This window comes from Lentisphaera araneosa HTCC2155 (assembly GCF_000170755.1).
GTDB classification, from domain to species: Bacteria; Verrucomicrobiota; Lentisphaeria; order Lentisphaerales; family Lentisphaeraceae; genus Lentisphaera; species Lentisphaera araneosa.
In genome coordinates this window covers 40,384-61,034 of the sequence record NZ_ABCK01000020.1, presented here as the reverse complement: position 1 = coordinate 61,034, position 20,651 = coordinate 40,384, and the positions used below count along the sequence as shown (strand labels likewise).

The 20,651-nt window shown below is 42.8% G+C and carries 17 protein-coding genes and 1 tRNA gene; 7 read left to right on the top strand and 11 right to left on the bottom strand.

All coding sequences use genetic code 11. The annotated features are described in order from the left end of the window. The first annotated feature begins 104 nt into the window (after nucleotides 1-104). Nucleotides 105-3,863 (top strand): 3-keto-alpha-glucoside-1,2-lyase-like domain-containing protein, encoded by a 3,759-nt coding sequence (locus LNTAR_RS17760; protein ID WP_007280135.1) that lies wholly within the window; start codon nucleotides 105-107, stop codon nucleotides 3,861-3,863. Nucleotides 3,864-3,958: 95 nt separating this feature from the next. Here LNTAR_RS17760 and LNTAR_RS17755 read toward each other — a convergent pair whose 3' ends face one another. Further along, nucleotides 3,959-4,915, bottom strand: a complete 957-nt coding sequence (locus LNTAR_RS17755; protein ID WP_007280134.1) for a hypothetical protein — start codon at nucleotides 4,913-4,915, stop codon at nucleotides 3,959-3,961. Beyond that, on the bottom strand, nucleotides 4,873-5,133 hold the full coding sequence (locus tag LNTAR_RS17750; RefSeq protein ID WP_007280133.1) for a hypothetical protein: 261 nt from the start codon (nucleotides 5,131-5,133) through the stop codon (nucleotides 4,873-4,875). Before LNTAR_RS17750 ends, LNTAR_RS17755 begins: the two co-directional genes overlap by 43 nt. Before the next feature lie 286 nt (nucleotides 5,134-5,419). Between LNTAR_RS17750 and LNTAR_RS17745 the strand changes: the two genes are divergently transcribed. Next, a complete protein-coding gene (locus LNTAR_RS17745; RefSeq protein ID WP_085955265.1) occupies nucleotides 5,420-6,613 on the top strand; it encodes a phosphoglycerate kinase in 1,194 nt (397 codons plus the stop codon). Nucleotides 6,614-6,733: 120 nt separating this feature from the next. Then, nucleotides 6,734-8,731, top strand: a complete 1,998-nt coding sequence (locus LNTAR_RS17740) for an alpha/beta hydrolase (RefSeq protein WP_007280131.1) — start codon at nucleotides 6,734-6,736, stop codon at nucleotides 8,729-8,731. Nucleotides 8,732-8,760: 29 nt separating this feature from the next. Here LNTAR_RS17740 and rtcA read toward each other — a convergent pair whose 3' ends face one another. The 4 genes from rtcA to LNTAR_RS17720 form a co-directional block, all read right to left on the bottom strand. Beyond that, nucleotides 8,761-9,777, bottom strand: coding sequence for an RNA 3'-terminal phosphate cyclase (gene rtcA, locus LNTAR_RS17735; RefSeq protein WP_007280130.1), 1,017 nt, complete (start codon nucleotides 9,775-9,777; stop codon nucleotides 8,761-8,763). A 46-nt stretch (nucleotides 9,778-9,823) separates the two neighbouring features. Further along, nucleotides 9,824-11,053 carry an RtcB family protein gene (locus LNTAR_RS17730; RefSeq protein WP_007280129.1) on the bottom strand — a complete coding sequence of 410 codons (1,230 nt, stop codon included), beginning with the start codon at nucleotides 11,051-11,053 and terminating at the stop codon, nucleotides 9,824-9,826. A 90-nt stretch (nucleotides 11,054-11,143) separates the two neighbouring features. Then, nucleotides 11,144-12,424, bottom strand: a complete 1,281-nt coding sequence (locus LNTAR_RS17725) for a slipin family protein (RefSeq protein WP_007280128.1) — start codon at nucleotides 12,422-12,424, stop codon at nucleotides 11,144-11,146. Nucleotides 12,425-12,690: 266 nt separating this feature from the next. Continuing rightward, nucleotides 12,691-12,764, bottom strand: a tRNA-Leu gene (locus LNTAR_RS17720). Nucleotides 12,765-13,056: 292 nt separating this feature from the next. Here LNTAR_RS17720 and rtcR point away from each other — a divergent pair. Further along, nucleotides 13,057-14,649 carry an RNA repair transcriptional activator RtcR gene (gene rtcR / locus LNTAR_RS17715; protein ID WP_007280126.1) on the top strand — a complete coding sequence of 531 codons (1,593 nt, stop codon included), beginning with the start codon at nucleotides 13,057-13,059 and terminating at the stop codon, nucleotides 14,647-14,649. Here the strand turns inward: rtcR and LNTAR_RS17710 are convergent, their stop codons facing one another. Next, on the bottom strand, nucleotides 14,650-15,345 hold the full coding sequence (locus LNTAR_RS17710) for a pirin family protein (protein ID WP_007280125.1): 696 nt from the start codon (nucleotides 15,343-15,345) through the stop codon (nucleotides 14,650-14,652). A 62-nt stretch (nucleotides 15,346-15,407) separates the two neighbouring features. Then, nucleotides 15,408-15,872 (bottom strand): DoxX family protein, encoded by a 465-nt coding sequence (locus tag LNTAR_RS17705; RefSeq protein ID WP_007280124.1) that lies wholly within the window; start codon nucleotides 15,870-15,872, stop codon nucleotides 15,408-15,410. 106 nt (nucleotides 15,873-15,978) lie between these two features. Between LNTAR_RS17705 and LNTAR_RS17700 the strand changes: the two genes are divergently transcribed. Then, the gene (locus LNTAR_RS17700; RefSeq protein WP_007280123.1) at nucleotides 15,979-16,854 is read left to right on the top strand and encodes a LysR family transcriptional regulator; all 876 of its coding nucleotides are present in this window, start codon (nucleotides 15,979-15,981) and stop codon (nucleotides 16,852-16,854) included. On the opposite strand, the gene LNTAR_RS17695 is transcribed toward LNTAR_RS17700, so the two are convergent. Beyond that, entirely contained in the window at nucleotides 16,851-17,231 is a 381-nt protein-coding gene (locus tag LNTAR_RS17695) for a RidA family protein (protein WP_007280122.1), read from the bottom strand. The two genes, LNTAR_RS17700 and LNTAR_RS17695, sit on opposite strands and share 4 nt — an antisense overlap. 10 nt (nucleotides 17,232-17,241) lie before the next feature. Further along, a complete protein-coding gene (surE, locus tag LNTAR_RS26030; RefSeq protein WP_007280121.1) occupies nucleotides 17,242-18,018 on the bottom strand; it encodes a 5'/3'-nucleotidase SurE in 777 nt (258 codons plus the stop codon). Between the two features lie 202 nt (nucleotides 18,019-18,220). Here surE and LNTAR_RS17685 point away from each other — a divergent pair, with 202 nt between their 5' ends. Together LNTAR_RS17685 and aspS are read left to right on the top strand one after the other, a co-directional pair. Beyond that, on the top strand, nucleotides 18,221-18,523 hold the full coding sequence (locus LNTAR_RS17685) for an HU family DNA-binding protein (protein WP_007280120.1): 303 nt from the start codon (nucleotides 18,221-18,223) through the stop codon (nucleotides 18,521-18,523). A gap of 71 nt (nucleotides 18,524-18,594) precedes the next feature. After that, nucleotides 18,595-20,370 (top strand): aspartate--tRNA ligase, encoded by a 1,776-nt coding sequence (gene aspS, locus LNTAR_RS17680; protein ID WP_007280119.1) that lies wholly within the window; start codon nucleotides 18,595-18,597, stop codon nucleotides 20,368-20,370. A gap of 75 nt (nucleotides 20,371-20,445) precedes the next feature. Here the strand turns inward: aspS and LNTAR_RS27310 are convergent, their stop codons facing one another. Beyond that, complete coding sequence (locus tag LNTAR_RS27310) at nucleotides 20,446-20,595, bottom strand: hypothetical protein (protein WP_157473673.1); 150 nt, start codon at nucleotides 20,593-20,595, stop codon at nucleotides 20,446-20,448. Between the last annotated feature and the right edge of the window lie 56 nt (nucleotides 20,596-20,651).

Below are 20,651 nucleotides of genomic sequence, written 5' to 3'. Positions count from 1 at the left end.
AAAAAAATAACATAAATTTTCTCATGGCTGTAAAGAAATGAAATCTTACTTGCACTTACATAAGGGAACAAAGTAAATTCAAAAATCAATTTATAAGGAAAGCCATGAAGATAAAAACAAGTCAAGTCCTAGGAAGTTTACTGCTTTTGACCTTCGGTACACTCGTATCTGCCAAAACGCAAAGTCCCGTCATCTATGAAGCCGAGGACGCACATCGCGACAAAGTCACTCATGAGCACAACCACCTTGGATTTTCTAGCACTGGCTTTGCCGCTGGCTTTTATAACAATAACAAAGGCATACTCACTTTTAAAGCTCAATCAGATAAAGCCGGGGAGCAGGTAATCACTTTCCGTTATTCCGCTGGTTTTGGCGACGCAGAATTAAAGCTCACCATCAATGGACAAACACAAATAATCACCATGCCAGCCACGGAAGGCTGGAAAGTCTGGAGTGATCATTTTGTCAAAGTCCCTCTTAAAAAAGGCGAAAATACTATCTCTTTACAAATGAAGGACTCCACTCATAAATGCGTGAACATTGATTATTTAGCTACGGGAAAACTCGAAGTCAAATTACCCGAACAAAAGGCTAAAACCCTTCGAGACCTCTTTTTTAAGCCTGGCGGCTGGGAAAATATTGCTTCGGCAAAAGCTAAGAGAAGAAAACTCATCGTCACGGAAGAAGGCGAAGGTATGCTCATCAATGGCCGCAAAGGCAAGACCAACAACATCTCCACTAAGAAGCACTACAAAGATATTGAGTTTCACCTAGAATTCATGCTAGCAGAAAAATCCAACGCGGGGGTCTACTTCATGGGCCGTTATGAAATTCAAATTTTAGATTCATACGGAAAAGATAAATGGGGTTCCGGCGACATGGGGGGCCTCTATCAGCGCTGGCCACCAGCGCGCGGAGCTGGTGTTGCTGCTAAAGTAAATGCCGCCAAAAAACCCGGTGAGTGGCAAACAATGGATGCTGTTTTCCGCGCCCCCCGCTTTGATGAAAAAACGGGAAAAAGAATCTCACAAGCCTATTTTAAAGAAGTCAAAATTAATGGCCAAGTCGTGCAAGAAAACCTCTATGCAGTAGGTCCCACGCGCTCTTCGCAATTTAACGACGAGGCTCCCAAAGGCCCCATCATGATCCAGGGTGACCACGGCCCCATTGCCATTCGTAAAATGACTGTAAAAGAAATTGATTTAGAAAGCACTAAGACAAAAGAATTAACTGCCGATGAGCAACGTCCACTCGCAAAAAATGGTGAGGCTATGGTAGAAATGGTGGCCATGGGAAAAGGTATCTTCCAAAACAAAGGTTGCATTGAATGCCACAACACGACGACGGATAATGAATTCGTCAAAACTGGCCCCGCAATCTACGGCATTTTCCAAAAGAAACCTATAAGCATTAAAGTACTTGAGAGTGCGGAAAAACATCTTGTGGATTTTCCCGCAGACAAAAGCTACCTCTACCAATCTCTGAGGGAGCCCACTGCACACTTGTCATTAAATGTGAATGATAGCAACAAACCTCATTTGCCCATCATGCCTATTTTTACTCCGGAAACATTGAAGGACAGCGAGATTGAAGCCATCTATCACTACCTTCTCACCCTTAATGAAGAGAAAAATGCGGGTCCCAAAGTAAGCTGGCTCAACAAACCAAGTGATCAATACAATATCTGGAAAGATCGCGGTTCAGTCATTGTTCAAAATCGCCCTCGCATACAAAGAACGAATATCCCCGGTACATCTGCAAGAACTTATTTTGTTGGTCTCCCAGGAAACCTCAACTACAGTTTTGATCAGCGCACAATGGGAATCTCGATGATATGGAATGGCCCTTTCGTCAGTATTAATGGCATGATGAATGGTCGCGGTAAGCCCAGCGCTATCGGCGACAAAGCGATTAAATGGACTCAAGGCACAAGTGACTTTTTCACCCCTTACCTCGCGAGTGGCAAACTCCTAGACCGTTCTTGGGCCGAGCCTGCTAAAGCCGACTATCACTATGTTTATAAAACCCTCCACTTTGAAGGTGACTTTCTTGAAGAAGTTCGCAAACTTGATAGTAAATTTATTTCTGTTGAAACCAAAAAAGGGCAAATCCCAAAATTCCACTATGAAGTGGAAGGCAATCGACTCGACCTCACTTTCGAGGTTCAGAAAAACAATTCCATCAAGGCTATTTTTAATGCTCAATTGAAGCGTGACCTAAGCCTCAATGTCCCCACCAGCAACTTTACTGACTTCAAAGCAAGTGCAGGATCCATTGAGGGCAATAAATGGACTCTGCCCGCAGGCACCCACAAGAACATTATCTTCACGGCTAAGCGCAAAGCTCAATTCAAAAAAATCCATACCGCGGGTGTAAACTCTGCTCCAGCCGAAAACTTAAATGGACAAAAAATCAAATGGTCCAAAGCGCCTGATACTGAACAGAAAAAAGCTGGTATGGATTCCGCTTACACTCTTCACAATGCCGAAGCCCCCAAAGATATCCATGGCCGTACACAACTTTTTGAGCCGCTTGGCATTGAGTTCTTAAACAAAGACATCGCCTTTGTCACCACTCGTACCGCAGGAATCTGGAAAGTTGTTAAAGATGAGTGGTTTCTCTTTTCGGAAGGACATTATGATTCACTTAGCGTACTTATTGAATCAGAAAACTCAATTGTCATCGGTGAAAAGCCCGGCCTCACTCGCCTCATTGATAGTGATGGTGATAACTGGGCCGACAAACGCGAAAACGTTTCCGATCACTTCCGCTTCTGTGGCAATTATCACGAATACCTTTACGGACCCATACCCTATAAAGGTGGCTACCTCTACAACCTTAACCTCACGCACAACCTCCCCTTTAACTACAAAGCTGGCGGTGCCTTCATGGGAACAGGCGGGGGCTTAAAAGGTTGGATGTGTTATGTGGATAAAGATGGTAACTTCTCCACATTCGCCAATGGCTTTCGTAGCCCTGCCGGCCTCTCACTCTCTCCTAACAAGGAAATTATTTATACAGAAAACCAAGGTGAATACGTTGGCACATCCAAGGTCTTCAAAGTCGAAAAAGGCAAATTCTACGGTAACCCAACGGGTTTAGTAGATCTTCCTGGAGTGAACTTCAAAAGTAAAGAGATTCAGTGGGACAATGTAAAAGCCAAGCGCGAGACGGCCATGATTCTCCTTCCACATAATAAAGTCATGAATGCTCCTGGCAATCCAACTTGGGACCTCACCAAGGGAGCTTTCGGCCCCTTCGAAGGACAAATGTTCCTTGGTGATCAAACTCAATCCTGCATCTACCGCATTGCAACGGAAACTATCAATGGAGTCGAACAAGGTGTTGCCCTACCCTTCGCCAACAAGCTTGCCTCAGGTGTTATGCGTTTGACTTTCAACCCGAAAGACAATAGCCTCTGGGTGGGTCAGACTGGCCGTGGTTGGAGAGCGCAAGGTGGCGCTGAAAGCAGCCTCCAAAAAATCACTTTCTCTGGAGAAACTCCCAATGCCATACATACAGTCAAAGTCACTCCTAAGGGTTTTGATATTCATTTCACCAAAGCTCAAGATTCCAAAAACTTTGGTGCTATAAATGCAAGCTCATGGTATTATGAGGATTCCCCTAAATATGGTTCGCCTGAAAAAGGCAGTCGTAGCGAAAACATATCCTCTATAAATTGGAGTGCTGACCAAAAGACTTGTTCTATCCAGTTCAAAGACTTTAAGGTCGATGATATTAAAGGTACAAACAAAAGCGCTAGAGTTTATTACCTCGATCTTAACAAAACGAGCTTCGGCAAAGCCGTCGGCCCCTTCCTCTCGAAAGCCTATTACACCGTCAACTCAATACCCAAGAACTAAATCTAATCTAGACAAAAAAAAGCCCGGCACAATGCCGGGCCCAAACAAGGAATATACTAAAGTGCAGGCAACCCTACCTGCACTTATTTTGTTACTTAGAATTCGTAGATATAAGAAACCGAGATACCAGGTCCTTCAGAATCTTCGTCTTCACCAACTTCTTTCATTTTTTGGTAACCGACCTCAACACCAAGACCGAAATCAAAGAAGTAACCTGCAGAAACTTGTACTGCACGACCATTATTTTCTTCATCAGCTTCTTCATGGTCCTGAAGGTAATCAGTATAAGTACCACCTACGCGCCAGTTATAATAAGTGAACTGAGCGCCCCAGTTAACGGCCGTCATGTCGTATTCACTCTCAGCACCAACAGAACTAATATCTTGGATTTCGTTCATAAGCGCTAGACGAATATTTTCATCATAGTGAAAAATGTACTTACCGCCAATGACGAAACGCTCTTCATCATCACCGTGCTCATCACTGTAATCAGCTTCAGCCTGAAGTGCGTAACCACCAAGAACAACAAATTCATGAATGTATTCATCTGACATGAAGTAGAGGTTATCGAGGCGGAAACCTAATGCATAAGATGAGAAATCTTCTGTATTAGCAGGACCACCATCTTCAAGCTCTATATCTCCACCATCGCGATCATTAATTGCTGATTCATTAAGTGCTGTGTCTGAGAAAAAAGTCGATGCATCTAAAGTCAATTTTGAGCCATTGTCAAAACTATGTTCGTACTTAAGGTTAAACGCAATCTTTTCTAGGAGCATGAGTTCTTCTTGAACTTCGTAGCCATAATAACCAGGATACTCATGCATACCGAAGCCAATTGGAATTCTCATTTTACCCGCTTGCAGTGAGAGATCATCAACAAGAACTAGGTCTAGATATAATTGATCAATGTAAAGCACGTGATCTTCGAAATACTTATTATCAGTATCTTCATCATCATGACCGCCGCCACCATGCTCATGGCCATGTGAGTGATCTTCTTCGAGTTTCAAACCCGCGAAGATACCAATTCTATCTGTGAAATTAACCATAAAATCAGCATGTGTGTGTGAGTCTTAGCAACTTTTTGGTTATCTTCATTAAAATCAAAGTGATTAGATGAGTGAATATGACCAGTAAAGAATTGATCTTTACCGTGATCACAAATGTGCGAACCTGCAGTATGAGTATGACCTTTACCACTTGGAGCCGCTAAAGCAGTTGACGCTGCAAGAAATCCGAATGTAGTGATGAAACGTTTTAAAAACATTGATGTGTTCCTTAATTAATTATGATAATGAGTTATCAATACTAATTGTAATTGATAATCAATTATCATTCAAGTGTTAAAATTATATTAAATGATAATTAATTATCAAAAAAATTGTTTTATGGGTTTTACATACATCGCAGGGCTCTTTTAAGAGTTTTGTACTTGTCTAACAATTAAGCAAAATGCTTATGTCACAGTTTAAGTCACTCCCCGCAAAACCTTTAAATTGCGCTTTAGTGACTTCGTGTTACTTTAGGCGCGTCTATTCTAAAACTGGAGAAATATAAAAATGAAAAAAACTGTTGATGATGTAAACTTCGAAGGAAAAAGAACCTTCATTCGTTGCGATTTTAACGTACCTGTAGTTGATGGTGCAATTAGTAACGATCTTCGTATTGTTTCCGCTCTACCTACAATCAAAAAAGTTCTTGCTGACGGTGGTCGTGCCGTTCTCGCTTCTCACATGGGCCGTCCAAAAGGCCAACGCGATGAGAAATTCAGTCTCAAACTCGTAGCTGCACGCCTCACTGAGCTCCTCGATCAAGATGTTGCACTTCTTAACGATTGCTTCGGCGCTGACGTTGAAACCGCTGTAAACGCTCTCGAAAACGGCCAAGTAGTTCTTCTCGAAAACGTTCGTTTCCACGCTGCAGAAACTTCAAAAGACGCTGCTGATATCGAAGGCATGGCTGCGGAATTCGCAAAATTCACTGACATCTTTGTTGGCGATGCTTTTGGTTCTGCTCACCGTGCTCACGCTTCTGTCGTCGGTCTCTCTAAACACGTTGAAGCTGTGTCTGGTTACCTCATGGCTAAAGAACTCGAGTACTTCGGTAAAGTTCTTGAATCACCCGAAAAGCCTGTTGTGGCTATCCTCGGTGGTGCAAAAGTATCTGACAAGATCATGCTTATCGAAAACATGCTCGACAAAGTTGACAAAGTCATTGTCGGCGGTGGCATGGCTTACACTTTCCAATACGCTCAAGGTCGCGATGTTGGTAACTCACTCCTCGAAAAAGACAAAGCTGAACTCGCACTTTCTCTCATTGAAAAAGCTAAAGCTAAAGGCGTCGAGCTTATCCTTCCTCTTGATACTGTAATTGCTGATGACTTTTCTGCTGATGCCAACACTGAAGTTGTCACAGGCGACATCAAAGCTGGTTGGGAAGGCATTGACGTAGGCCCTGCGGCAGTAGAACAATTTTCTGCAGCTGTTGCTGACGCAAAAGTTGTCGTTTGGAATGGTCCTTTAGGCGTATTCGAAATCGAGCCTTTCTCACACGGTACTCGTGGCATGGGTGAAGTTCTCGCTAAGTCTTCTGCTACAACGATCATCGGTGGCGGCGACACAGCCTCTGCAGTAGTTAAGTTTGGTATTGCAGATCAAATGTCACACATCTCCACTGGTGGCGGTGCTTCCCTCGAGCTTCTCGAAGGTAAAGTCCTCCCAGGTGTTGATTGCTTAAACGAAAAGTAATCGTTTAGCACACAGCCAATAAAAAGCCACTGACTTTCGTCAGTGGCTTTTTTATTGTAGCAAAACTAGAATAATAATGTTAAACTATATCGAATAGTAAATATAGAGGGAGGTCTATTCATGTATAAACTATTAGCAGTCTTAATCTGCGTATTAAATTGTGCGCTTTTCGCAAATAACAATAGTCTAAGCGGATTGATCAATTTTGATCAGAATGACCGCAGCCTGAATAGCTACGAAACACTATTAAGCCATTTAAAGTCACTTGAGCAACACAACAAAAGCGAAGCTATAAAAGCACTTATTAAACAAAGCCAATTACTTATTAAAGCAAAAAACGCCCTACATGAAAGTTCTGAAAAACTGAAAAGTAAAACCCTCAAAGTTGGTTCAAAAAATATAGAAATCCTCGAACTACGCGACAGTTCAATTCTGTATAATTCTGCCGGAAAGGAAAAGGATGCCTCACTCAACAAAATGCCTACTAGCTTTTATTATGCCTTGCTGAAACAGGTAAACTTCCCTGACTATCTCGATGCTAGCTTTTCATACGCCGCTTTTCACGGAGACCTTAAGAGTGCTCAGCAACTCATGAACATTCTTAAAAAGGGTAAGAAACAAACTGCGTCGCACATCTACACCTTTCATTACTTTTCAAAATTAAACGATATCATAAAAACGGGCAAGCTCCTCGAAAAAGCTTCAGCGCAAATTAAGACCAATGATATTGCTGCCGCCAACAATACCCTTTCCTTCATTTCACAAACTATTATCAGATCACCAATTCAGAAAAGTTTGTTTACACCCGAGATCAAACAACGTCATGATATAATCCTAAGAACCATAAACAAAGTAAGGCAAGCCGAGCTTCTACTTTTTGCCGATTTCCCTCTTGAACCTGACCAAAGGATGAAAGTTAAATGCCTCAACTATCCGGAATTCCAATACGATGTCTACCTCCCTCCGCAGTACAAACATGACGGATCCGTTCTTCTCCCCATCATGTATACTTTCAGTCCTGGAGGCGGAGGCATGGTCGGACATTTCAAAAAAATGGCTCAAGAGAAAGGCATTATCCTTATCGGTAATCTCGAGAGTAAAAATAATCAGAGCTACGATTTAATTAAAAATTCTTGGTATGCCATACAGCGCGATATAAAAAGTCGAATTCATTTTGAACCTGGTCGTCAGTTTGCCGCAGGCATGTCTGGTGGCGCTGCCACTACTTATGTTTTTGCCCGAAGATTTTATAGTCAAATTTCCGGGGCTATACCAATGGGTGGATGGCTCGGCTTTAACACCAACCCTAACGATCATTGGCAGTTATCCGGCTACAAAGTTGTTAGAACATGCGGTAACAATGACAAGGGGGCTAAATCCTACATAAAACGTGATAAAGATATTTTAGCTACTCATAATATTGAAATCAAAGACCTTTCCTTTAATGGAGGTCACTCTCCGGCTCCCTACCCTGTTCAAATCAATGCCATCGACTGGCTCCTAGAAAAGCGCCCCCTTGCCAAAGATCAACAAGCCGCAGAGAAATTTTACTTACAAAGCGCATCACTCATCCATAGCAAGCTGGCTGGTACCGTATTAGTTGACTCTTTAAGCATTATGCGTAATCAACCCTATACTTGGACGAGCTTCAGAGCTCGCAAACTCTATGAGGAAGTTTTATATACGTATGGAACAGAAATTTCAAAATTCAAAAATAACTTGTCTAACATCAGCATGGATCGCCTTACAATCGATACATTTGGTGAAGACATGTACGGAGCGGCTCTTGTAGGCGACCATCAAACTTTCTGGGCCTGCCTCACTATTTTGGAGCAACAAAAGGGCCTCGACTTACACTTAAAAACTGCCACTTGGCAGCTTACACACTCAAAGTATGAAAAAATTAAAAACAGGCAGAAAGCTCGTGAGCTCTTTGACTCAAAAAAGAAATTAACTTTAGACGAAACTATCGTCAAAGCCTCCTTAGCCATAGCAGAAAACAAGAAAGACGAGTACCTAAAACTCAAAAAAGAAATTGAGTCACGCATAGAAGCTAGAGAAGAAAAATATTCGAAAAAACGCTACGAAGAAGTCCTCAAACAAGTCAACACGCTTTAGTTATCTTCATTTACTATAAAGTCGTTCACTCAATTAAGTCTCACACATATACCGTCTTTTCTTTCCTCAACAGAAAAACTCACATCGACGAACTTTTGAATCACCTCCATATTAGTAAGGCTGTGGCTCGAAAGTTCGGTGCATAAAAGCTCCCCCTTACCTGATAAAGCCATGGGCAAGAGAAGCTGATCAGCCAGATATTCTCCAACGGGAGCTTCGCTCAGCTGATATTTGCGAACTTCGCGAACCAACCTGTCAGCGACTCGTGCTGCCTTCAGTCCACGCTCGCCAAATGAACTTGTGAATTCCGTCACATTTTCATACTCCTGCAAAGCCATAATGATATTTCCTGGCCCCTTAGGATCTATTACTTTCTTCGCAAATATCTCATTCCATTCAAGTTTTTCACTGAGTACTTTTACCTCTGACTCAGCTATCGACAAAGGAATGGAAGAGACCCAAGCTTCGGCTTTTCGACTGATCAATTTCCCTCGCTCCATTAGTGATAATGACTTGAGTTTCTCAACTGGATAAATTTTCACTTTCATGTGCCCTCCACCAGCAGGAAAGAAACCCCAAGTCAATAAGTCCACATCAACTTCAACACCCATTTTCTTCAATTGAGGTAAAAAAGCTTTTTCCAAAAAGTCAAAGGGCGGCGCCATAGGATTGTGAGTCCCACCTTCCAATTCAAGACTACTAAAACCCTCCGCCAACATTAGCGCAGGTAAAACCGTTTGAAGCACTAAACTCGCACTTCCCGCAGAGCCGACACTAAAGTGATAATCACCTGATTTAATTTTCCCAGGCTGAAAACTTAGATGAAGCGATTTAAGTTCATCCCCTTTGACACGCGCCCCACAAATTTTTTGCGCAGCTCGCACACAGGCGAGATGTTGTCGCATCAAGCCTGGCTTCGCACGCCCAGCTCGAATATTTTTAAATTCAACGCGCTTCCCCATGATCATACTCAAAGCTAGTGAAGTACGCAAAACTTGACCACCCCCCTCACCGAGAGATCCATCTATATGTATAACTTCATTCATAAATTCTCCTTATATTGCGGAGCCCTTGCGGACTCCGCAAATTTATCTAACCTTTCACACAAACAACTTGTTTCAGTGTATGAACGATATCGACCAAGTCGTTTTGAGCAGTCATCACGGCATCAATATCTTTGTACGCCATCGGGATTTCATCAATCACCCCAACATCTTTTCGACATTCCACCCCTTGCGTTGCCTTGATTTGGTCCTCGATTGAGTACTTTTTACGCGCCGCCGTTCTCGACATAGCACGCCCCGCCCCGTGGGAACAGCTACAAAAACTTTCTTGATTCCCTTTACCGCGAACAATAAAAGATTTCGCTCCCATGCTTCCAGGAATAATACCCAATTCACCTTCACGAGCACGAACGGCGCCTTTTCTAGTCACGAGAACATTTTCACCAAAGTGATTTTCTTTTTCAACGTAGTTATGGTGACAGTTCACCGCCATCTTATTGGTCGTAAAGGGAGGCAACTCACCTGAATTTCGCAATTCTTGAATCAAGTTTTCCATCATCATAAAACGATTGGTTTTTGCATAATCTTGAGCCCATTGAACGGCGTCACAGTAATCATCAAAGTGCTCCGTACCTTCTGGAAAATAAGCGAGATCTTTATCTGGAAGATTGATCATCCATTTTTCCATATCTTTTTTTGCCTTGTTGATATAAGACATTCCGATACGATTCCCGATTCCTCTCGAACCCGAGTGCAACATAATCCAAACACATTCTGATTCATCTAGGCAAAGTTCAATAAAATGATTCCCACCACCCAAACTTCCTAGCTGCTGGACAGGGTGACGACGCGTCTCAGACTGCGGGTTTTTGGCAATGATTTTTTGATAGCCATCTTCTAAGTTTTCCCAAGCTTTAGCCACCGACGCAGGTGCTTCTTTCCATCCACCCTTTTTATGATTCGCCGAGCGACTCGAAAAATCTCCATGAGGACAAGCTGCTTCAATAGCCAAACGAATCTTAGCCAAACTATCTGGTAGATCATTCGCCTTCAAAGAAGTTTGCACCGCCATCATTCCGCAACCAATATCGACCCCAACTGCCGCGGGAATAATCGCCCCCTTAGTTGGAATCACACTCCCAATTGTCGCACCTTTACCAAGGTGAACATCTGGCATCAAAGCGATCCATTTGTAGATAAAAGGCATCTGAGCAGCTTTTCTCACCTGCTTTTCTGCCTCGGGTTCAAAAGGCACACCTTTCGTCCAGGCTTTCACCAAACCTCTTCCTTTCTCATCTGACAAAACATTAAAATTCATTTTTCTTTCTCCATAAAATTTATATTAAACTAATTGCGATTTTCGCAAATTCTTTATTGAGCTGAGGAGCTAGGCTCCTCAGCAATGTGATTAAGCCAAAGATCTCATCCCATCAATCACGCTCTTATCACCCGCGATGATTGTTATGTCCGCATTGTTGGCCACTTTCTCGGCCATCTCAATCTCACGCAACTTTAACAAGATAGGATTCTGTTCCATGATCTTTGCAGTGTTCGCTTGAGAACGCATCGCCGCAGTCTCTTCTCGACGAGTAATGTAAGAAGCCTCAGCCACTTTGCGTGCTTCAGTCACTCGGTTTAAAATATCTTTCATATCGCCAGGCAATATGATATCTTTCAAACCCAAGGAACGAACCGCTAAACCCATTTTCAAACCTGCATCTTTAATGCTGGATTCAACGAACTGCTCCAAGCTCTCCTTATCACTCAACAAACTATCTAAATCACGCGCACCGATGGCACTACGCAAAATCATTTGAGCTTCTTTGTACAAGGCTGCTTGATAGTCCTGGAATTCTTGGATTGCTTTCACAGCATCTTGCACTTTATAAGTCACTAAAGCATTGACTCGCAAAGACACTTTATCCTCAGTCATAATCTCCTGACCACTGATTTCAAAAGTTGACTCACGTAAATCCACAATTGTCACATCGACTTTTCGAATGTTCTTCCAGTAAGCGTATCGACCTTCTTCAAAACGATGTTCTAATTTCCCATCGATATTCACTAAGGCAATTTGACCGGCGTTCACATCCACTTTTTCGACTAAAGCCGAACTGGAACGAAGCATATCATTCATACGTGAGTGATTGATGAAGACCTCATCCACTGACAAAGATTCGACTTCTACCTTGTTACCTTCTTTCCAAAAGGCGAAAATAGACGCCGAAAACACATCATAGAAGCGACCGTTCACAGTAATCAAAGCGCGCTTATTATCTTCCAAAGAGAAGAACTCTAAATCGGGAAAAATTTCTGCTCTGCGAGACATATTCTCTAAATCAGCGTGAACAAAAACTTTGGACACTTTATAGATCTCAATCTCAACTTTTTCAAAAACCGTCCAATAAGCATGAATCCCAGGCTCTAAAAATCTCTCGACTCGACCATTAATTTTCAAGATCCCGCGCTCTCCTTCTAAGACTTTGACGATTTCCATATCAGTCGCCCAATCGCGATTTCTCCAGATAAAGTCCAAATGCTCACTCTTTAATTGCAATTGTCGTACATCGTAGATTTCGAACTGCACGTTTGCCAAGGGTTTCGCAAAATAGCGCCCAGCTTTTAATACGGCTTTAAACTCACCTTTTACAAATTTTAAGGCTCTTTCATATTCTTTTACTTTTATCATCTTTCTATTCCTTTTTTTCTATTAGTGTTCTCAGAAAAAGATCCGTTTCCTCACGATCAAAGTTCGCGGAAGCAGGCTTGAGCCGTCATTCTCAATCCTTCAGACTTCCATGCTCTCATCTCCTTCTTTCCTCAGCACTGACCTTCATCCAAATTGTCTCCTGCCGGCGAATCCGCCGCTTGCAAGGCTTCCTTCAACCACCCTCAAGGAGGGCTGGATTTCACTTCTCTTTTTCTTCGAACGGTTTTGTTTGCCCTTGCGGGCGGGGTTTAAGGCGAGATTCGAACTCGCGACAACACGATCCTGAGTCATGCGCTCTACCTAATTGAGCTACTTAAACATTCGCGTTACAGGCGACTGTTGGTATCGACTCCTGCTTTCAAACCGTTCACGGAACGCTAAAACCTCATCACTGTGGCTCAGGCGATAGCGCCGCCGGCATGAGTCGATGGAAGTATTAAAGAATAAGCCGTGCCAACTTTTTCGAATGAGGATTAAACGGAGTTATAAATATTTTATAATAAAGTAGATAAGAATATTTAAATATTTTATTAGAATTTCAACAAGGACATAAAGTATAAATTTTATATATATTATTATATAAATTTATATTTTTGGATATATAATTAAACATGAAAAAGAAAGTACTCATTGGCCTACTTGGCCCAAGCCTTGATATGGGAACCAAAAGCACCCGCTGGGAAAAGTGGCGTCCAAGCGTCGCCTTGTGCATGCATGAAGATCTAGCTTTTGATCGCTATGAACTTTTAAGTCAAAAACGTTTTTCTATTTTGTGCGATACCGTGGTCACCGATATTGAAACAGTCTCTCCGGAAACGCAAATCAATCATCATCATATAGAATGGCGCGATCCTTGGAACTTTGTCGAGGTCTATAGCGCGCTCTACGAATTTTCTCGCAACTATGATTTCAAAGAGGACGAAGAGTACTACATCAACATTACGACCGGGACTCACGTGGCTCAGATATGCCTTTTTCTGCTCACCGAATCTTACCATTTCCCAGCTCAACTTATCCAGTCCTCCCCAAGTCATAAAAAGCACAAAAATGTCGCTGGCACCTATTCGATCATTGACCTAGACCTCTCTCAATACGACAAGCTAGCCAATCGCTTCAAAGCCGAAGCGATTGAGAGCTATGAACTCCTTAAATCGGGAATCAAAACACAAGATCTCAAATTTAATCAACTCATCGAGAGGATTGAAAAAGTATGCTTGCGCTCAAGTGCCCCGCTATTACTAACCGGACCAACAGGCGCAGGCAAATCGCATTTGGCGAGTCGAATTTTTGAACTACGCCAACAAAAACGCCAGCTCAAAGGCAACTTTGTGGAAGTCAACTGCGCCACACTACGAGGAGACGCCGCTATGTCGACTTTATTCGGACATAAGAAAGGATCATTCACCGGCGCTAGCTCAGATCGCCCCGGCCTTCTAAAAGAAGCCGATGGTGGCCTGCTCTTTCTAGATGAAATTGGTGAACTCGGACTCGATGAACAAGCCATGCTATTGCGCGCCCTAGAAGATAAAAGCTTCCTCCCTCTCGGAGCAGACAGCCTCGCGAGCAGTGACTTTCAATTAATCTGTGGAACAAATCGCGAGCTCTATGAAGCCGTAGAAGAAGGCCGCTTTCGCGAAGATCTCCTCGCTCGTATTAACATCTGGAACTTCAAACTCCCAGGCTTAAAAGATCGCCAATCCGACATAGAGCCCAATATCGATCACGAACTTCAGAAATTTGCCGAAGACTCAGGCACACTAATGCGCTTCACCAAGGAGGCTCGAAAAAACTATCTCGATTTTGCAACTTCCGCAGATGGCGAATGGAAGGGGAATTTTCGCGATCTCAATGCCTCAATCCATCGTATGGCTACCCTAGCCGATTCTAGTCGCATTGGAAAAGAACTGGCTGAAGATGAAATCAGCCAACTCAAGCATCAGTGGAATAATCGAAACATTAACAAGGAAGATCGAATTCTCAAAGAACTCTTTTCTCCTGATTTCATTGAAGAAATCGACCCCTTTGATCTCCCTCAGTTGGCGAACGTGGTTAAAACTTGTCGAGAATCCAAGAACCTCTCCGAAGCCGGCCGCAAGCTCTTTTGCGTTTCCCGCAAAAATAAAAAAGTCCCTAACGACGCCGATCGCCTCCGCAAATACCTCGCACGTTTTGAACTTACTTGGCAGGATATTTATCCAAACTGATCAAGCCATATCAAAGAGTAAGAGTTCTGCATCCTCGATAGCTTCAACCGAGAAATCTTGAGCTTCTTCAAAACTTATCGCATCTCCAGCACTCAAGTCTTGATGATTGACACTGATGGTCCCTCGAGCAACTTGTAGCCAAACTTTGCGTTTGTTTTCAAATCTGTAAGTTAATTCTCTGCCTTGATCCAGCTCACTGACAAGAAATTTTGCGTCTTGAGCTATTTGAAAAGAACCCTGATCACCTTTTGGTGAGGCTATTAATTGCCATTGATTCGCTCTGCCTTGAGGCGAGAAACTCTCTTGTTCATATCTCGGCTTAAGAGCTTTTGTATGTGGTAAAATCCAGATCTGATACAAATGCACGGGCTCCGTGCGTGAAGCATTGAACTCACTATGTCGAATGCCCTTACCCGCGCTCATGTATTGCACATCTCCATGCTCAATCACTCCGCCATTGCCCATACTATCCTCGTGCCTTAGCCCACCTGATAGAACATAAGTCAAAATTTCTGCATCTTTGTGAGGGTGAGTTCCAAAACCTTGGCCAGCTTCTATCACATCTTCATTCAAAACTCGCAAAGGCCCAAAACTCATGGCTTGCGGATTATAATATTCACCAAAGGAAAAACTATGCTTGGTCTTAAGCCAGCCATGCTCAACATGACCCCTGTCTTGCGCTCTATAAACTTTCATTTTCCAAACTCCTTTACTCAAACTATCTTGGATCAGCCTCGATAATCTATCGCAATTTTAATTTAATTATTCACTTTATTTTTTTGGCTGATTAAGTAATCAATCGACCATTTCCCCGCGCCACTCACAAAAAGGCTTAGCATCATACCGATATAGAGTAAATGAAACTCAAAACCTTCACCTTCTTGCTGACCAAACCAATTCATGAAAAACCCATTTGCCCAATGCATTTTCAAAGCGCCTAACATTATAATTGTATGACTCGCCGCTACAAAACGCGTACCCACACCACTCAATAACATCAGTGCCCCAATGGATTCACCAATAATAACTAAGAATGCCACCAACCAAGGAAGACCTGCAACACTAGTCATATAATTCATCGTCCCTTCAAATCCATGACCGCCAAACCAGCCTAGCAACTTTTGGGCTCCGTGGGGAAAGATAACTATTGCAGCCATAAGCCTAATCAAAAGCGGGCCAAATTTATCTTCTGTATAAAAAAACTTCTCTACTAAATGTTTCATCTTCAATTTCCTTTTTTATGTTTTTGAAACTGAATAAAGATAAACAGGCTTTGATATAAAGTAAATATATGTAATTTTTAGTTAAACCATAAATAAAATTTATATTATGACTTTAGAGCAAATACATATTCTTAAAACAATTGTCGATGAAGGCAGTTTCCAAGCAGCAGCTGACAAACTCTGGAAAACCCAACCCGCCATCAGCATGTCGATAAATAAGTTAGAAACTGAGCTCGGCCTGCAGCTCTTTGATCGCGGACACCGCAAAACCACACTCACAGCTCATGGTCAACGCATCTATGAGTACGCAGAACAAATGCTAATTAACGCTGAAGAAATCACTTCATTAAGCCAATACTTAAACGAAGCGCATGAGGAAGAAATCGCCATTGCTATTGATACTATTTGCCCTTTAAAGACATTATTAATTCTGTTCAAAAACTTCTTCCAAAGTTACCCCAAGACACGACTCAAAATCAATTTTGAAGTTTTAGGCGGAACGCTTGAGCGTCTCGAACAAGACAAAGCTCACATCGTGATCTCGAACTTAGGGAGCCCCAGTTCCCCTCTCGATAGGATTCCACTATGGGACATAAACATGACTCCCGTTTGCGCGCCCAATTCGCTCAATCTTGATGATCAAAATTATATCTCCACTAATAAGTTAAAACGATCACCCCAAATTGTCATCCCAGAGACTTCTGAGGCTCGTAGCAATTCAAAGTCGCTACTCCAAGGGGGGCAGAGGCATTACGTTTCAGACTTAGAGATAAAGAAAGAAATGCTCATGGCAGGCTTGGGCTGGGGAAGTATGCCCCAGCACAAAATAAAAAATGAATTGGCATCTGGCCAACTCATTTCATTTAATAGCGATCACTTAGAAACGATCTCTATCCCTTTTTATGCTTGTCGCCGACAAGATAAACGTCACGGCCCTGTCAGCTCTGCACTCTGGGAACAACTACACTATTTACATATTTAGCGTTTTGCGATAACTGCAATTTCCACCAAGGATCCCATGGGCAAAGAAGCCACCCCCACGGCAAAGCGTGCTGGCTTAGGTTCTGTGGAAAAGTATTTCACATAAACTTCATTCACTTTCGAAAAATCGTCCATATTCGTCAAAAAAACTTCGGCTCGAACCACATGACTATATTCTAAGTTTGCTTCTTTTAAGATAGCTCCAATATTTTTCATCACTTGCTCGGTTTGAGCCTCGATTCCACCTTCAACTAATGAGCCTTGAGCTGGGTCTATAGGAATTTGTCCTGAAACAAAAATTAAATCACCTAAATCTAAAGCCTGAGAATATGGCCCAATGGCTCCTGGCGCTTGATCCGTTTGAATTTTCTTTTTCATCTTTACATTCCTACAAATTAAACTTTTCTTGACCCAAAACTCGAATATCGAGCTTGGCCACACTCACGTTTCCACGAGCAATGATATTGACATCGGCCTTTTCACGAGAATCCAAGTCATGCTTTTTGAGACTGTGCCCATAAGCGCCATTCGACTTCTGTTCGAATAAGCTCCCGTAAAAGCTATGCCCGAGATGGCCTGCCTCTAAACTCCAATCCTCTGACAAATCCTGAGGCATTTCAACTTGCCAAGTTATTGGCTCAGCTAAAAAATCGGCTCGGGTGAAAATTTTCTCTTTAATCGCGCTCATGATTAATTTAACTTCCCGACGAATTTGTTTGATTTCTTCGGGACTAAAACAACGCTCGTTTGACCAACGCTGATAAGTTTCGGGAGCCATCCTTCTCGATAGTGACACGGCAGGAACCCCTGCAATATTAGCTTCAATACACGCGCCCACAGTCCCCGAAGACATGACGTAACTCACGCCACAATTATAACCTATATTAATACCACTAATTACTAAATCGGGCTTTTCATCCCCCATGTGATAAACGCCAAAGTTCACACAATCAGCTGGACGCCCTGACAAAACACAAGTTTTGACTCCAGAAATCTCAATTTCTTCTATTTCCAGCTGCTCAAAACGACTGATGCTTTTCCCCGTCCAAGACTGCTCTTCTTTTGGCACAACAATCTGCAAATCACCTAAACCTTTTAACTCGTCTAACAAGTACTCCAAAAGCGGTGAATCTTGGCTGTCATCATTTGTTACTAATATCTTCATCTTAAACCCGTTTCATTATGCAATTTTTCAATCTCAAAATGCCTTGTTTTTTATAAGTTTCAATTGCCCTTATTTTTCCTTACAAAATCGTCGAAAACGCCTTGATTGATAGTGATTAAAGATTATGTTCTTGCCGATTTTACTGGCTCAACTGAGCAAAATTTTAACTATTTTAAAAATATATATTTATAAGGATTTCACTATGACGAAACGTGACCTCGTAGTTCGCATCGCTGACGAATCAAAACTCAATCAACAAGAAGTGATGAACGTTGTTCAAAAAACTCTTGATTACATCACTAACGAACTTGCCGCTGGCAGAAACGTTGAACTACGTAACTTCGGTGTTTTCGAACTTAAAGTTAGAAAGCAGCGCATTGGTCGTAATCCTAATAAGCCTGAAAACGAAGTGCCAATTCCTGAGCGCGTGGTCGTAAAGTTTAAATCGGGTAAAGTCATGAAAGAAAAAGTTTCTACAATTTCGCCTGAAGATATCGAAGTTTAATTTAGAATATCTTACTTCTAGGCCGGCTTAAGCCGGCCTTTTTTGTCTTAAACTTTCAAGTGAGCACTATTATGAAGAGAACACACAAATGCGGCGAACTTCGCCCAGAAAACAAAGATCAAGAAGTCATTCTTTCAGGCTGGATCAAGAGCCGACGCGACTTAGGCGGCCTCATTTTCCTCGACCTTCGTGACCGTTCAGGTTTCGTTCAAGTTAATATCGAACCCGATGCTGGAGAAGAACTCATGTCTCTCGGCAACTCGCTCCGTGAAGAGTGGGTCATCAGCGTCAAAGGTAAAGTTCGTTGTCGTCCAGAAAACATGATCAACAAGAAACTCCCCACTGGTGCTGTTGAAGTTGTTGTACAAGATCTTAAAATCGAAAATAAAGCGCGCCCCATGCCCTTTAATCTCGATGACGATAAAGTGAACGAAGAAATGCGCCTGCGTTATCGTTACCTCGACTTCCGTCGTCCCGCACTCACCGAGAAAATGGTTCTTCGTCACCGCATCACAAAAACTCTCCGCGATTACTTCGACGATCAAAACTTCTTAGAAATCGAAACTCCTATCCTTTCGAAAAGCACTCCAGAAGGCGCTCGCGACTACCTCGTGCCAAGTCGTGTTCACCCTGGTCAATTCTACGCGCTTCCCCAAGCACCTCAGCAATACAAGCAACTGCTTATGGTTGGTGGCCTCGAGCGTTACTTCCAAATTGCTCGCTGCTTCCGTGACGAAGACCTCCGTGCTGATCGCCAGCCTGAATTCACGCAAGTGGATTTGGAAATGTCTTTCATTGATGAAGAGGACATCTACTCCCTTCTCGAAGGCCTTATGAGCCGTATCATGAAAGAAGTTAAGGGTATTGACATCCCAACTCCTTTCCAACGCCTCGATTACTTCGAAGCCATGACGCGGTTCGGCAGCGACAAGCCCGACACACGTTTTGGCATGGAGCTTATCAACCTCGAGCCAGCACTTAAAAATTCAGAATTTAAAGTTTTTGCTGACACACTAGCAAACGGTGGTCGCATTGGCGCTATCAACGTTAAAGGTGGCAATAAATTCGCGACAAATAAAACGATCAAAGAATGGACTGCTCATGCTCAACTCTACGGAGCGAAAGGTCTAGCCACTATCCAAGTTAAAGAAGACGGCAGCTGGAAGAGCTCCATCACAAAATTCTTAAAAGAAGACGAAGTTGCAGCGATCACAGAGACCGCCAACTTAGAAGTGGATGATGTGCTCCTCATTGCTGCAGATAGCTTCACAACTTCCTGTGAAGTTCTCGGTCAACTCCGCCTTCACATTGCGAAGCAAACTGACATGATCCCAGAAGATCAATGGAATTACCTTTGGGTTACTGATTTTCCACTTCTCGTTCAAGATGAAGAAACACAAGACTGGCATGCGATGCACCACCCTTTCACTGCACCACACGAATCAGACCGTGATAAAATGCAAAGTGATCGCGGCTCTATCCGTGCCCGTGCTTATGACCTCGTTCTCAATGGTTGCGAACTTGGCGGTGGCTCCATTCGTATTCACGATACTCAGCTTCAATCCGAAATGTTTGATGCACTCGGCATTAGCCAAGAAGAAGCTCAACACCAATTTGGCCACATTCTCGATGCACTCGCATTTGGCGCACCTCCCCACGGTGGCTTAGCCCTCGGTCTTGACCGCATGGTTATGCTGCTTACTGGAGCTAGCTCACTTCGTGAAGTAATTCCCTTCCCGAAAACAGCTAAAGCCTCTTGCCTCATGACGCAATCGCCTTCACCGGTGAGTGACGATCAACTCGAGGAACTTTCCATCAAAACTGATGTGAAAGAAAAGAGCGAGTAAGTCTAACTCAGACTCATAAAAAAAGGCTTTTGCGAACTTCGCAAAAGCCTTTTTTAGTTTAAACTTTATTCTTGTTTATTTAGCGTCACACGGTCCACATTCACACGATCCACCCGTACAGGCACAAACACCTCCATCACTACCCGAGCAAGTACAGCCTGGGTCACTACTCGAACAAGCCCACACAGAGCAAAGAACAGCTCCAATCATTATTAATTTTTTCATATCTAGCTCCTTATTTTTTTCATAATCTAAAACTTCGCCATACTGAATCCAAATTT

Excerpts from the sequence above, each read along its gene's own strand:
- rtcR (WP_007280126.1), top strand. The coding sequence starts at position 13,057 with ATGAAAAAGAAAGTACTCATTGGCCTACTTGGCCCAAGCCTTGATATG.
- aspS (WP_007280119.1), top strand. The coding sequence starts at position 18,595 with ATGAAGAGAACACACAAATGCGGCGAACTTCGCCCAGAAAACAAAGAT.
- LNTAR_RS17750 (WP_007280133.1), bottom strand. The coding sequence starts at position 5,133 with ATGTTTTTAAAACGTTTCATCACTACATTCGGATTTCTTGCAGCGTCA.
- LNTAR_RS17760 (WP_007280135.1), top strand. The coding sequence starts at position 105 with ATGAAGATAAAAACAAGTCAAGTCCTAGGAAGTTTACTGCTTTTGACC.
- LNTAR_RS17725 (WP_007280128.1), bottom strand. The coding sequence starts at position 12,424 with ATGATAAAAGTAAAAGAATATGAAAGAGCCTTAAAATTTGTAAAAGGT.
- LNTAR_RS17740 (WP_007280131.1), top strand. The coding sequence starts at position 6,734 with ATGTATAAACTATTAGCAGTCTTAATCTGCGTATTAAATTGTGCGCTT.
- surE (WP_007280121.1), bottom strand. The coding sequence starts at position 18,018 with ATGAAGATATTAGTAACAAATGATGACAGCCAAGATTCACCGCTTTTG.
- rtcA (WP_007280130.1), bottom strand. The coding sequence starts at position 9,777 with ATGAATGAAGTTATACATATAGATGGATCTCTCGGTGAGGGGGGTGGT.
- LNTAR_RS17710 (WP_007280125.1), bottom strand. The coding sequence starts at position 15,345 with ATGAAAGTTTATAGAGCGCAAGACAGGGGTCATGTTGAGCATGGCTGG.
- LNTAR_RS17685 (WP_007280120.1), top strand. The coding sequence starts at position 18,221 with ATGACGAAACGTGACCTCGTAGTTCGCATCGCTGACGAATCAAAACTC.
- LNTAR_RS17730 (WP_007280129.1), bottom strand. The coding sequence starts at position 11,053 with ATGAATTTTAATGTTTTGTCAGATGAGAAAGGAAGAGGTTTGGTGAAA.
- LNTAR_RS17705 (WP_007280124.1), bottom strand. The coding sequence starts at position 15,872 with ATGAAACATTTAGTAGAGAAGTTTTTTTATACAGAAGATAAATTTGGC.
- LNTAR_RS17755 (WP_007280134.1), bottom strand. The coding sequence starts at position 4,915 with ATGGTTAATTTCACAGATAGAATTGGTATCTTCGCGGGTTTGAAACTC.
- LNTAR_RS17700 (WP_007280123.1), top strand. The coding sequence starts at position 15,979 with ATGACTTTAGAGCAAATACATATTCTTAAAACAATTGTCGATGAAGGC.
- LNTAR_RS27310 (WP_157473673.1), bottom strand. The coding sequence starts at position 20,595 with ATGAAAAAATTAATAATGATTGGAGCTGTTCTTTGCTCTGTGTGGGCT.
- LNTAR_RS17695 (WP_007280122.1), bottom strand. The coding sequence starts at position 17,231 with ATGAAAAAGAAAATTCAAACGGATCAAGCGCCAGGAGCCATTGGGCCA.